The following is a 13,547-nucleotide window of genomic DNA, read 5'->3' as shown; positions in this document are numbered from 1 at the left end:
GTTTGAAAAAATATTGAAGAGATTTGATTCCTTGCCATGGAATGGCGTGGAAAGAAGCTCTTTTAACCCAAGCAGAGAAACCAAGGACGGTGACATGCAGACGCTCTTCAATTACACAACGATCTCCACGAGGCTTGAGAAGACCACGCGTACTCTATTCGTGACTCTTAATCGCCCTGACTGGAACAATGCTTTCCGCCTAGAGATGTTGTTTGAACTTGAAAGTCTTCTCGCCTGGTGCACCACTCGTGTAGAAATTAATTCCATTTTTATTGATTCATCTTCACCGTTTTTCTCAAGCGGCTATGAATATGAAACTCTGCCAAAGACCTCTGCTTCAAACCTCGACAAAATAAATACCAAACTACAAAAAATTATCTTCGCTATGATGCAACTTCCACAGACCGTGGTGATTGATCTTGGTGATGGGGCCGAAACTCTCGCTTCTGAGTTCGCTCTAGGTGCCGACATCAGAATTGCCTCTCGTGATGCGAAGATCAGTTTCAACCACTGCCACTATGGACTGGTTCCTGCGGCCGGTGGAATGAGCATGCTTTCTACTCTCATCTCTCCATCATTTGCTCGCAACTGGGTCCTTTCAGGGGCCCCGATTAAGACCCGTGCCCTGACTGAGTCTGGTTTTTTATGTGAGACCTATGAATCTTCAACTCGTTCAGATGTCATCCGCGATATCCTGACTGATATCTCAAAAGTAGCACCTGTTCAGAGAATCCAGGCCAAGCTTGGTCTCTTTGAAACTCTTCGCTCGCAGTTTGAAACTGGAATTGTGATGGATCGAAAAATCGCCAAGGCCTCAATGGTGTCGGAAGACTGGAAAACCAAGAAGCCTGAAACCAAAGAATTTGATTTCATGCCGGCAAAATCTATGTCGTATGCGGTGAAACTCTCCCTCATCAAGAATGATGAAGGTCCAAAGAACTTAGAACACTAATCAAAAAAAAGGCCCTCTTATGAGGGCCTTTTCATTTTCATCTAGATAAATCGACATCTCATCATGGCCGTCATGAAAGCATTGTGCGACCAAGTCAGCTCACGAGCTCCTTGCATGTGGCCCGTCATGTGGTTGAACTGCTCAGACATTCCACCCTTGCGGTCAGAGTGAAAAAGAGCGCGCTCAAACTGCTTCATGGTTTTGCTCTTCTCACCTACCATGCAGTAGTACTCACCTAATGCCAGCGTTGAAAGGAACCAAGGGTTACCAACACCGGTTGTGGCGTAACCGTCATAGCGATCCTCCGGATAACGGCCAATACCTACACCCATACTCGGGAAAGCTTTATTGATTGAATAAAGCTCAGCAAAAGTATTGGTGAGAACTTCAATATATTTTCTCACCGGAGCAGAGTTAAGTGAGAACAATTTCTGATACGGAGAATTGTGAAGAAGGGCCAGAAGTGGGGCCACATCAATATTTGAGTTTTTGTAGCCCAGGCCACCGTTTACTTTTCTAAGAGTCGTTAGAATCCCAATACGAGAATCTGTGAATTCCGATTTTAAGTATTGAGCAATCTTCGCTGACTCTCCTCTATAAAAAGTCGCAGCACCACCATCACCAAGTTCATCAGCTAGTTTAGCGCCTTCTTGGAGGGCCACATGTTGCGCCAGGAGTGTGTAGAAATGCATTCCCATTTCTTCTTCCCAAAGGTCGAAGCTTGGCTCACGCCAATGGTGGGCCGTATATTCTAGATCTTTCTTAATCACTGAATCGGCCGGAATCACACCGTGATAGAGACGCTGAATCACATAATTTTGCTGACCTTCCGAAAGAAGAATGCGAGCAAACTTAATCATGGCAATCGCACGAAGGGCCGGGCCATCGTTCTGCGGACGTCCCCACCCACCAGTGTAACCAGAGCCATCAATAAAATACTTCGGCTCACCAAGTCCGGTGAATGTCGGTTGATTCTGACGATAGGCCTCTGAATCAATCCAAGTGAAAATCATTTTTTTGATTTTTGGATCTTTTTTAAGTTCGTAGTAATCCACCATCGCTCGATAAGTCAGGGCCGTATCACGGACCCAATCATAATAGTAATCAGGGTTCGAGCGACTCGGAGATGCCACCACCATTCCTGGACGTACATCCGGCATAGTAGAATTTTTAATGACTGTATTTAAGCTAATACGGAATTGTTGTTCTTTGGTGGGTTGAGCGAAAGCGAGAGTCGGAAACAAGAAGAGGAAAAACCATTTCATGAAAGATCCCTTAGTTCGTGAGTATTTAAAATCTGCCGCATTTCTTGCAGACTGAACTTGTTACTATAGCCCAATAGAAAACCACCGCCACCTGCTCCACACAATTTCAGAGCGAAATCGCCGGTTTCAATACCACGCGCCCAGAGGCCTCTCTCTTTGGTTGGAATCATTTCAGGGAAGAAGTCCCACTGAAATTTAGAAATATGCCAAATGTGATGGAAAAGATTCGTTGGATCATTCTTTAAAACTGCATCAATGGCGAAGTTAACATCTTTCGCCAAAATATCAGCGCAACCCTGCTTAAATTGCGGGTCCTTCATCTTCTCTTGGTAGATAGAAACCAGAGGTCCCGTCTGACGGGGCTTTCCGGTATTGAGCAGGAAAAAGCCCTTTAGATTTGGACGCTCTTCCAGAACTTCCACTTCGTGCACATTATGAATAAGAAGTGGTTTTTGAATATGACTCACGAGTGGATCAAAACCAGAACTTGATCCATGAAAGAAATCTTCCAGACGCGCGAGAGCAATTTTATTCGCCTCTAAATCGTCCTGAGTTTTTCCATAGCGATCAAACACGGCCGCAATCACAGCTCCAGAACTACCAAGACCAAAACCTTGCGGAATAGAGGAATCAAACCAGAGGCCCTCGCCCAGGTCTCTTTTTAAAAGCGGGAGATTCATTTTCTCAGCAAGATTCAAAAGACTCTTACGGGAGTTCTCTCTCATCTCAGAATCATTTACCTCTGTTGACCACTTACCAGAAAGATCATGATAAGGAAGTGCCAGGGCCTTTGAACCATTTAAGATGGTGTATTCACCAAGAAGTAAAACTTTCGCTGGATACATAGGAGTTAACATCGAACAGGTCCCTCGCCTCTCTCGTCATCAATGACCTTCACAGCAAGAGGCGCAAGTTCGTGGGAAATAAATGTTTTAATTTTGTTCTTAAACACTTCCGGATAGATCAAATGAAGATTTGGCCCTGCATCGAAAGTAAAATAAAGCGGAAGCTTGGTCTCACGTCTGAAGTCCCAGATGAGTTCCATCGCCGCAATTGAATTTGGTTTAAAAAGAGTAAAGGCATTCGGTGAAGTTAAGAACATGGCGTGAAGGCTCAGGGCCTCCTGCTCCAGGATCATTCCCACTTCTTCCATGTCCCCTGACTTCATAGCATTGACCATGCCTTTGAAGTTATGTTTTGCCTGAGCAAAGCGGGCCTCTGCAAAGGCATGCTCTTTCATGCGAGTATGGCCATCACGACTTGAAACACTTTTCTCGGCGTCATTGATCACCAATACTGTATCTTTTAAGTGCGCTAACTCCGGATGCACTGTAATAGGTGTAGCGTACTTATCTGAAGCAAGAGGTAGATCCGCCTCACCCCAGGTAGTAAAACCACCATAAACCGAGCGACAGGCGCTTCCAGAAGCAAGTCGAGACAGGTAGCTCGCGCGTTTAAAGAAAAGATCCTGATCATTCTCGTTAGAAAAAGATTGGATGTAATCAGTTAAACAAAGTGCCAGGGCCGAAAGACCAGAGGCAGATGAGGCGATACCAGCACCGTGAGGAAAAGTGTTCTTGGTCTCAATATTAAGAGACAAGTTCTTTAACCACGGAAGTTCTTCGGTCAAAGTTTCAAGATAGTTTTTAATTTTCAAGGCAAAGCGGTCTTCGCGTTTTCCTTCTAAAAACAGGTCTACCGCAAGTGCATCGGCCGGTGTGAAATCGACTTTCGTTTCCGTGAAACACTCTTTCAGTGTCATGGAAAGCGAAGGATTCGCCGGGATCTGATGACCTTTTTTCCCCCAGTATTTAACGAAGGCAATATTCGAGGGAGAGCGCCAGGTGGCACTATAAGCTTTAGGTTCTAAGTGAGTAAGCGAACTAATGAGACTCATTGAATTTCCGAACGAACGATTTCTGTAAATGGAATCACTGTCGTGAAACCTTTGTTTTCAAAATACTCTCTGGTTTCTTGTGGAGCGCGATCGGAAGTTACAAGGGCAAAATCTCCGCCCCAGGCACCAAGAGACTTCACTTCCCCCCAATAATCAGAGAAGTGCAGATCTTTTACTTTTTCATATTTAAGAGCACTGGCCACGATGTCTTCGTGAGACTTAATGATCTTATTAAATGTCACTAGATCATGAGCGTGAATCATCTCTTTTGTGAGTTGAGAAATTTCATTCACAATCTGAGACTTCCCTTCAATCTTCATGTCAGTGTATTTCACTACCTCGCGGGCAGAATTTTGTTTCTGACCAAGATAAACGAAGTAAAGGTCTTGCTTAAACGAAGGATTAAACGGTACCGATTCCCACTGAGGCTTCCCTTCATATTTTTGGAAACAAATTGGGCCCATGGCCTGCGCACAAGCAATGTCATAGCCAGAACCACCAATGGTTTTCTTAATAAGTTCAAACGGACTTACATAGGCCCATTGAGCAACGTTATAGATGAATGTCGAACTTGAACCCAGGCCCCACTCAAGCGGGAACTCGATTTTCGTTTCGACAAAGACGTCCATATCATCACGCAAGAAGTGAGGGTTCTGAAGACGAACGGCCGAAAGACAGTCTTGAACGAACTTTTCAGTTACGTCACCTGTTGGACGAATCGGCTTAAAGTGCCAGAACTCGTAATCAGATTCAAACCAAACTTTTCCGGAGTGATCGACACTTTTCCAATTAAGAGTCGGCTGATAAGAATGACGGTATTTCACCTTCATTGATTGGCCAACAGTGGTTGGTAAGGCCAGTGCCTGTGCACCGTCTAGAACGAAATATTCGCCCGAAAGAAGAAGCTTACCATGTCCATAGAAATACTGATCCCGCATGCGCCTACCTTTAGTGAGTATGAACAGATTGAGTTAAAAAATTTCTAACGGCCGTGAACGAAACAACCTTATCAGAGAAGTGAGTCTTCCCTTCTTCGATTTGTTCCGGTGTAGCGCCTAATTGGTTCAAGATATTAAGAAGATGAAGTTTCATGTGACCTTTCTGAATGCCAGTGGTCACTAGAGATCTTACTGCCCCGAAGTTCTGAGCAAGACCTACTGCCGCCATCACTTGCATAAGTTCTGAAGCAGTTGGGTTTTCTAGAATCGCCAGAGAGGTTTTTGCCAATGGATGAAGTGAAGTCAGGCCTCCCACTGTTCCTACTGCAAGCGGGATCTTGATTGAGAATTTAAACTTATCTCCAGCAAGGCTCACAGTTGAAAGTGAACGATACTGCCCATCACGAGCAGCATAAGCATGGGCACAGGCCTCGATGGCGCGGAAGTCGTTACCAGTTGCCAGCACCACCCCATCAATTCCATTCATGATGCCTTTATTGTGAGTCACTGCGCGGTTTGGATCCACTTCAGCAATTCTCACGGCCGTGGCGAATTTCTCCGCAAACTCACGGGCCTCTAATCCATTTACATTTCCAAGTTCATCAATAGGACACTCCACAGAACATTCAACCACACAATCAGGAGTGTAGTTAGAAAGAATACACATAATGATGTGCACTTCTTTCTCTGTGTGCTCAAAACGAGAGTCCATCATCACTTCGCGCTTAAACACCTGGGCCATCTCTTCAAGGATTGAATTAATGAAGTTCGCACCCATGGCATTACAGGTTTCGCACTCAACTTTGATCTGATAGTAGTTTTCGATTTTGTCAGTCATATCAACCAGAGTCAGACCAACAATCCCACCACCACGTTTTTCCATATTGGCAGTAATGGTCTCAACAGATGAGAGAAGACGAATTCTTGCTTCTTCAAAGAAGTTCACGAGCTTCGCTTTTTCACCCTGCCACTGGAAATGAACCTGGCCCACTTTACGAGTCGAAATCACCTTCGCATGGAAACCACCACGCTCTAGCCAGAACTTCGCTCCTAGTGAAGCGGCCGCCACCACTGATGATTCTTCAATCACCATGGGCACAGAATAAACTTTGCCGTTAATTAAGAAGTTTGGAGCAAGACCAAACGGAAGATCATAATTTGTTAGTGTATTCTCTGAGAACTCATCAAAGCGCTTCTGCACTTCTTTATCCGGATGCCAATAAAGATTGAGGTTCTTCACGAGTTCTGAAGAATCGCCTTTAAGTTGCTCTGAAAGCCACTCAATCTTTTGCTCTTTCGACATTTTAGAAAAACCACTGACTGTTTTCACTCTTCCTCCCTGGGAACCAGTAGATCTCTTGCCGTAAGAAGAGATTCACGCTGGCGCAGAAAATAAGTACGAAGGGTCTCATAATCGTGAAGGGCCGGGTTCAAGAACGCCGATGCCATGCCGATGACAGAGTTTGCCTTTAATTTTGTTTTTAATTCGAATCCATCAAGCATGCTCTTGATTCCACCAGAAATAATAAATTCCTTATTTCGAGTCGGAAGAGCATTTAAAATTTCCACCATCTCTAACGCCGAATGACCGACATTAATGAATGGCTCTTTGGTTTCGTCTTTGGTCGCACGAAGATACTCTAAGAGAGTAAAGTTCGTTCCACCAAAGGCCGCAAGTTCAATTCCCGCGATAGGAAGTTCCAAAAGTGCACGAAGACTCTTAGGTCCCATGCCCTGGCCCACTTCCTTCACAATAACTTTTGTCTGAATTTTATCCAGTACGCGAGTCAGTGTTTCTAGAGGAGATTTTGTATAACGGTCGCCTTCAGGTTGAAACCATTCCTGAAGTGGATTGATGTGAATGATGAGACCATCGGCCTCGACCTTCTTCACCATCTCATTCAGTTTATTTTCCGTGCCGCTTGCCAGGAGTTCTTCAACTTGAGCAATACCGATATTGGCAAACAATGGTTGGGATCCCATAAATTGACGAACGGTGAATTCATTCAAGCGCGAGTCATCGCTTAAGAGCGCACGACATGAGCCAAGGCCCATACCAAGCTTAAACTCAGCACAGAGCTTTGCAAGGTTCTCATTAATGAGTTTGGCGTGTTCAGTTCCACCGGTCATGCTTGAGACCCAAACCGGATAATCCAAATCAAAATTTAAGAATTTGGTTTTCCATTTCGCTTCTGAATTTGGATGCGCAAAAAACAGCGGTTCATAATTGAAACGCGAATCGAGGATACTCGCAGAGGTTCGGGCCTTATTTGCGAGTTCTATGTGGTCCCCTTTCCTTTGAGCTAACTCATCAGAAAAAGGAGCTTTTGGGGTGAATTCCATAGCTTTTGATGTATCAAAAACCGGCCACAAAGTCATGGGCTTAATGCGATCCTAGATAATAGATACAAGCTACTGAAATAATTAAGAAATTGGGCCAATTACCAGAACAAATTCTCGTTTTTCTGATTCCCCTAGGCGCTTCATCACTGATGCCGGGGTTCCACGAAGAAGGGTCTCCGAGCTATTTCCCAGATCCATTCCCAAGAATATTTCGCGGGTGCCATTGAGCTTCACCAGTTCTTCCACCAGTTTTTTAAGGCGATAAGGGGTCTCCATCCACACCAGCGTTTCATTTTTTTTGAGCTCGCGCTTCATCCAATCTGTGCGTTCAGGATCTTTTACCGGAACAAAACCACAGAAAGAAAAACGATCATGAGAAAAACCAGAGAGGGCCACGGCCAGAGCAATGGAATTTGGAAACGGAGTCGAAGTCACTTTGATGCCCTGTTTGTGGCAAGCATCCACTAAGTGTTGTCCGGGATCACAAAAAGCAGGAAGTCCGCAGTCACTTAAAAGATAAACTCTCTTCCCTGACTTCAGAAGTTTAATGATATCAGCACGCATTTTTTCCTGAGTGTGCTCATTAAAAAGTTGGAACTTTTCAATCGCCTCACGAGGGAGTCCCCACTTGAGCCAGCGCTGACGTCCTACTTTATGTTCTTCAACTAACAGAACCACATCTTCTTTTAAGGCGTCTTCCAAAAGACGTTCACGGGCCACTGTTTCAAGTGGCAGATCATCTGAGATAGGAGTTGGAACAAGAATAAGTTCGCTCACACTTCTCCCAAAGGAAGGAAAAGTTCAGGACGATGAAAATCCGGATTCTGCTCTGGATTTGGTTCCAGTGCGTAGTACTCACGAGGATCATGATCGAGACACGCAAAGAAACCACCGTAAAGATGAGTTCCTTTAAGTTCGCTTGGGAGCTTTACTTTCATCACTCCCGTCCACATTCTTCCATCAACACTAGATTCATGAATAAACTCTAGTTCTTTGGGAGGATGAAAAGTCTTTCGTGGTTCAGTGATAATGAGAGCGAAAGGCTGATTTAAAGGTGAAACCTGAATCTCCAGATAAGGAGCGGTTTTGTCCTGAGGATTGCTTCTTAATTGTAAGAAGGCCTCAACCACATCTGTGTTCCAAAGTCCCCAGTTTTTCGACCAATCCATGGTTTTTGTTTCATCCGCGAGCCATGGGCGCGAGGTGCGCTTTTGAGCGGTAAAGCGGATAGTGACTTCGTTTTGAGCGAACTCCCATTCGATTTTAAGACTATGAGCTGAATGACTTGGACCGTGTTTTTTTAAAAAAGCCTGCATAGACTAAAGAATACACTTTGAGGCATACTTGGGCCATGGAATACCGCCTTTTCTTAATCATCCCTCCTGGACTTGAAGACCTTGCTTTGAAGGAAGTTGAGTCGAAATGTCCTGTATCCGGGATTGAAGTCTTAAAAGGTGGCCTTGAGCTCAATGCTGATTTGGATTGGATTGTTAAGGCCCACACACTTTTAAAAGTTCCTACTCGCATTCTTATGCGAGTCACTGAATTTAAGGTCCGCGATTTTCCCAAGCTTCATCAGAAGTTTGTGAACTTCAAATGGAATCAATTCCTTTCTCATCCTGAACCGGTCTTTGAGATTAGCTGCTCGAAGAGCCGGCTCATGCATACTGGTCGCATTGAAGAGACCATCAAAGGTGCTTTAAGCGAGGCCTTGGTGAGACAACCCCTCAATCGTGACTGGGAGAAGAAGAATTACCCTCCACAAACTTTTTACGTGAGACTGGTGGACGATAATCTAACGTTGAGTCTTGATCTCACCGGTGAACCACTCTACAAACGTGGTCTTCAGATCATTAAAGGTGAAGCACCGATTCGAGAGAATCTTGCCTCGGCTTTCTTAATGGAGCTTTTCCAAGGACTCAATCAAGAAGTGACTTTAGTTGATCCAATGTGTGGCTCAGGTACATTTCTCACGGAGGCGATTAACTTCAGACGTCCTCTGCACCTAAGACCATTTGCTTTTGAGACCGCGCCTTTCTTTAAAGGGAAAATGGTTCGCCTTCCATTAGTCACAACACCTTTTCCTTTGAAAGAAGTTCAGGGGTTTGATCTCAATGAAGTGCTGATCAAAAAAGTTTCTGAAAATTCAGAGTTAAAGCTTACGGTTCAAGATTCAGTAAAGGCACCCATTCACATCGACGGTGAATTCATCATGATTTGTAATCCTCCTTACGGAGAGAGAATCAAGATCGAAGGAAAACGTGGAAGTTTTCTCCGCGAGGCCTGGCAGAAATTTCTAACTGTCGATAAACCACTTCGCTTTGGTTGGGTCCTCCCCTCAGATATGGACGATCTTTTCAAAGCTCCAAGTAGCTATAAGCTACTTTCAAAAAGGCATCTCAAGAATGGTGGAATGGCCGTAACATATTGGGTGTGGGAAAGAGTTTAGGCCGACATCAATTCGGCCTTTTCCGACTTCCTACGATATTCGATATCAAAGACCTTACCATCTCTCATTTCAATCAACATATCACACTCACTCACACTTTGAAGTTTATGAGCAATGATAAGGACCGTAGTTCCAGAGCAGCCATGCATGAGAATATCTCTGATTTGTGAATCAGTCTTATTGTCCACGCTGGCCGTGGCCTCATCCACGATGATGATGGGAGTTTTGCGAACTAGAGTTCGGGCGAGACAAAGAAGTTGTCTTTGTCCTCGACTGAAATTAGAGCCGCCCTCGCTGACCGCAGTCGAAAGCTTCATCGGTAATCCAACCTTATTCAGAACTTCAGTGAGCTCTTCATCGCTAAATTCCATTAAAGGATCAAGATTCGAACGAACACTCCCTGAGAACAGAACCGGATTTTGAGGAATGGTCCCAATAGAAGAACGTAAGGTCTTTAATGGAACATGCTTTACATCAACGCCTCCAATAAGAACCTCACCTTGATTACTTTCAATAAAACGGTGAAGAATCCCAAACAAGGTCGACTTGCCCGCGCCTGTACGGCCAACAACACCCACTTTTGCACCGGCCTGAACTTCAAAGGAAGTTCCTTTCAATACATTCGGAAGATGAGGAGCGTAGCCCGCAAAGACATGATTAAATCGGATGTCTCCACCCACTTCCGTCTGAACAGCTTCATGGCCATTGGATTCTTCTTTGGGAAGTTCTGATAAACTATCCAATCGCTCCACTGAAGTCATTTGTGCTTCTGCCTCACCAAAGGCACGGACCGTCCAATTTAAGCTGTCCCAAAAACGGAAAGCATAAATGAGAGTCATCCCGGCCAGGCCTTCAGAAATACTGCCTGCTTTACCAAGAAGAATAATTCCAATCGCCGCGGCCAATGAAAGAAGTGAGCTGACTAATGGAATTCTGATGGAAAACCAACGGTTAATTAGAACCACACCATAGAATCCTTTTTGATAATCGCTAAGGGCACGAGTAAAACGTTTTTGAAAAAAGTCCTCCGCGCCATAACAACGAATGACAGAAGCTCCGTTAAGCATTTCTTTAATAGAAGAAAGCCTTGGTGAACGTGCCACTGACATAAGACGTTTCGCTTCACGCATACAAGTGCGGTAGTTCTTCTGTAAAAAGTAGTAAACCGCAATAACTGGAATCACCACTGCCATCATCATAGGAATGGCAGTTAAAAGAACAAAGACCGCGCCAATGGAATTTAAGAACGCCATGAAGGCCTCTTCTAAAGACCAAGAGAGATCTTTTTCCACAGCATCTAAATCTCTAGAGAAGCGATTTAAGATTCGACCGCTTGGATTGGCATCAAAATACCTGACTTGTGCACCTAGGACTCCCTCGAGGGCCTTTTCATGTAGGGCCTTCGAAGCATGAATGGCCTTTTTCGACCAGTAAAAATGTTGAAAGGCACAAGCACTTACCGTGATAAGTCCAATAAGCGCATAGATTCCCAGATACATGAAATTTGTATGTGAGCTGGTTGAAAGACCCTGGGTCCATTTTGAAAGCCAAGAATTTTGAAGGATAGGAAGCATCATTGCACTCAAGGAAGTCCCGAGTAAAAGTGCTAAGGTCTTAGGCAAATTCTTTTTCGAGAATCCGGCCATGGCCCTTACATAGTCCCAATAAAGCCGCAAAGAGACCTCGCCTTTTTGCTGATCTTCTTCTTCAACCACTTGGTGATTTGAAGAGGCCTCACCTTTTACAACCGAATAACTTGGTTTGGTTACTTTCTTCGTTTTCGATTCTTCTTTCGTGTTTTCGAAATAAAAGTTTTGAAACTCGGTATTCGAAGACAGAAGTTCATCAAACTGGCCAAAGGCCCGGACCTTGCCATCTTGAAGGTAAATAATTCGATCAAACTGTTTTAAGTGGGCCAGTCGATGGGTCGTCACAATACGAGTGAGCCCCGCCCAACTTTTCATGAGCAAACGTTCAAAAACGTCACTTTCAGTTTTTGGATCAAGGGCCGAAAAAGGATCGTCCAGGACCACTAATTGAGGTGAATGCATGGCCGCACGAGCAAGATTCACTCGCTGCTTTTGACCACCTGATAAGTTCCCACCACCTTCAATGATCTCTGTATTAAGACCGGCCGGTAATAACTCAAGGTCATGCTCCATACATGAAGCATAAATGGCCTTCTTAAGCACAATTTCGTCCACCACAGGAGCACCCATGGTAATATTATTTTCAAGTGAATCATGAAAAAGAAACGGATCTTGAGGAACATAGGCCACACGAGGATGTCCTTCAATCACAAGATCACCTTCACGATTCGGTAATTCATTTAAAATGGCCTTGATCAGGCTTGATTTACCAGAGCCAACGTTCCCAACGACGGCCACATTTTCACCACTTTCAATTTGAAGAGAAATATTATCCAGTGCCTTTGGTTTTTCAGGATAGTGTACGCTCACATTTCTAAGAGAAATGACCGGGGCCCTACTATCTCCTTCTTGAGAGAAATTCTTTTCAATATCTCGGACTAAAATAGCAGCAATTCTTTCTCCGGCTATGAAAGAGGAACTAAGATCTCCAAGTACTTTTGGCAATTGTCTAAAACAAGGCTCTAAATAGCTAAAGAGCATCAAACAAGTAAAAGCTGTGGCCACATTCAGGACTCGTCCCTGAATTAAATAAGTCGAGAAGGCCACCAGGGTCACCATTAAACTTGCAAAGAGATAACTCCCGCTTGATAGAGTCTTAAACTTCGCTAGTTTCAACCAAGACTCTTCTTCTTTCTTGCGTTGACCTTCGATCTCACCACGAACATGTTTTTCCCACACAAAGGATTTAATCACACGAATGCCGTCCAGAAACTGCGACATGCGACCAAGACGTTCATCACGAAGATGCATGATCTGTCCCTGGACCTTTGAAAACTTATTTGAGAAAAAACGACTTAAAGGCATGAGAAAGGCCATGACAATAATGGGAGCAACGGCCGTGAGACCTATATAATTAAATAGTAGAAGGGCCACGGCACTCATTGTAAGAACTATTTGAAGAATTTCTCCCAAGGCCCATAGTGAAGCACCTGCCATTTCTGCATCGGCACTTGTTCGGTTAAGAATTTGGCCTCGATTCGCCTCAAGACTTCTCGAATTTAAAATGGCCCTTGAAATACGCTGATTAATTCCGTTGGCCGCCGACTGAGTTGATGAGACTGAATGATAAACGTAATGCTGGCCCAGGACCGCTGACACTAACTGAACTCCACACAGGCCAAGAGCAGTCAATACTCCTGTCACAACTTCCACTTCACCCTTTGCCACCAAACCAATGGTTTCAATCAGGCGATGAATAAGAATGGGGGCCACCATTTTAAAGAGAAGAATAAAAGAAATGAGAATCAGGAGTTTAATCGCCTGAGGTTTAAGAACACGTAACTGATCAAAAAGAAACTTTCTTCCTCCTCCTTCACCATTCAACCCATCAAATCCTTTGAGATAAGAATCAGGACTCCAAAGTTTAGGAAGTTCAGGAATGTCTTTAAGCTCAAGAGGTCTCTTTGCCCCTTGTTTAATCACAGGAGAAACATTTGAGAACAATATTTTTTTTAACATAAGCTACCTATAGAATTGTCATCTGATTTTTAACTGAAGATGAATCTATAGAATCACTTAAGGCATGATGTTAAAAGTTAATTTTGGGGATGTTT

At 44.2% G+C, this 13,547-nt stretch carries 11 protein-coding genes; 2 read left to right on the top strand and 9 right to left on the bottom strand.

Annotated features, from left to right (window positions below):
* Window positions 1–94: 94 nt before the first annotated feature.
* A complete protein-coding gene (locus ACJVC5_RS14260; protein ID WP_408096199.1) occupies window positions 95–952 on the top strand; it encodes an enoyl-CoA hydratase/isomerase family protein in 858 nt (285 codons plus the stop codon).
* A 41-nt stretch (window positions 953–993) separates the two neighbouring features.
* On the opposite strand, the gene ACJVC5_RS14255 is transcribed toward ACJVC5_RS14260, so the two are convergent.
* The 8 genes from ACJVC5_RS14255 to ACJVC5_RS14220 form a co-directional block, all read right to left on the bottom strand.
* Window positions 994–2,217, bottom strand: a complete 1,224-nt coding sequence (locus ACJVC5_RS14255) for a glycoside hydrolase family 15 protein (RefSeq protein WP_408096198.1) — start codon at window positions 2,215–2,217, stop codon at window positions 994–996.
* Window positions 2,214–3,074 (bottom strand): mevalonate kinase family protein, encoded by an 861-nt coding sequence (locus tag ACJVC5_RS14250; protein ID WP_408096197.1) that lies wholly within the window; start codon window positions 3,072–3,074, stop codon window positions 2,214–2,216. The genes ACJVC5_RS14255 and ACJVC5_RS14250 overlap by 4 nt, the downstream gene beginning before the upstream one ends.
* Window positions 3,068–4,114, bottom strand: a complete 1,047-nt coding sequence (gene mvaD / locus ACJVC5_RS14245) for a diphosphomevalonate decarboxylase (protein ID WP_408096196.1) — start codon at window positions 4,112–4,114, stop codon at window positions 3,068–3,070. The genes ACJVC5_RS14250 and mvaD overlap by 7 nt, the downstream gene beginning before the upstream one ends.
* Window positions 4,111–5,052, bottom strand: a complete 942-nt coding sequence (locus ACJVC5_RS14240; protein ID WP_408096195.1) for a GYDIA family GHMP kinase — start codon at window positions 5,050–5,052, stop codon at window positions 4,111–4,113. The genes mvaD and ACJVC5_RS14240 overlap by 4 nt, the downstream gene beginning before the upstream one ends.
* A gap of 10 nt (window positions 5,053–5,062) precedes the next feature.
* Entirely contained in the window at window positions 5,063–6,382 is a 1,320-nt protein-coding gene (locus ACJVC5_RS14235) for a hydroxymethylglutaryl-CoA reductase, degradative (protein WP_408096194.1), read from the bottom strand.
* A complete protein-coding gene (locus ACJVC5_RS14230) occupies window positions 6,379–7,395 on the bottom strand; it encodes an isopentenyl-diphosphate delta-isomerase (RefSeq protein ID WP_408096193.1) in 1,017 nt (338 codons plus the stop codon). Before ACJVC5_RS14230 ends, ACJVC5_RS14235 begins: the two co-directional genes overlap by 4 nt.
* An 81-nt stretch (window positions 7,396–7,476) precedes the next feature.
* Window positions 7,477–8,172 (bottom strand): SAM-dependent methyltransferase, encoded by a 696-nt coding sequence (locus ACJVC5_RS14225; protein WP_408096192.1) that lies wholly within the window; start codon window positions 8,170–8,172, stop codon window positions 7,477–7,479.
* Window positions 8,169–8,711, bottom strand: a complete 543-nt coding sequence (locus ACJVC5_RS14220) for a hypothetical protein (protein WP_408096191.1) — start codon at window positions 8,709–8,711, stop codon at window positions 8,169–8,171. The genes ACJVC5_RS14225 and ACJVC5_RS14220 overlap by 4 nt, the downstream gene beginning before the upstream one ends.
* Window positions 8,712–8,746: 35 nt before the next feature.
* Between ACJVC5_RS14220 and ACJVC5_RS14215 the strand changes: the two genes are divergently transcribed.
* Window positions 8,747–9,844 carry a THUMP domain-containing class I SAM-dependent RNA methyltransferase gene (locus tag ACJVC5_RS14215; protein WP_408096190.1) on the top strand — a complete coding sequence of 366 codons (1,098 nt, stop codon included), beginning with the start codon at window positions 8,747–8,749 and terminating at the stop codon, window positions 9,842–9,844.
* Here ACJVC5_RS14215 and ACJVC5_RS14210 read toward each other — a convergent pair.
* Window positions 9,841–13,452 carry an ABC transporter transmembrane domain-containing protein gene (locus ACJVC5_RS14210; protein ID WP_408096189.1) on the bottom strand — a complete coding sequence of 1,204 codons (3,612 nt, stop codon included), beginning with the start codon at window positions 13,450–13,452 and terminating at the stop codon, window positions 9,841–9,843. The two genes, ACJVC5_RS14215 and ACJVC5_RS14210, sit on opposite strands and share 4 nt — an antisense overlap.
* Between the last annotated feature and the right edge of the window lie 95 nt (window positions 13,453–13,547).

It is taken from the genome of Peredibacter sp. HCB2-198 (genome assembly GCF_045999315.1).
Classification (GTDB): domain Bacteria; phylum Bdellovibrionota; class Bacteriovoracia; order Bacteriovoracales; family Bacteriovoracaceae; genus Peredibacter.
Note: the sequence above shows the minus strand (reverse complement) of the source record. Positions and strands in the feature narration are given on the sequence as shown.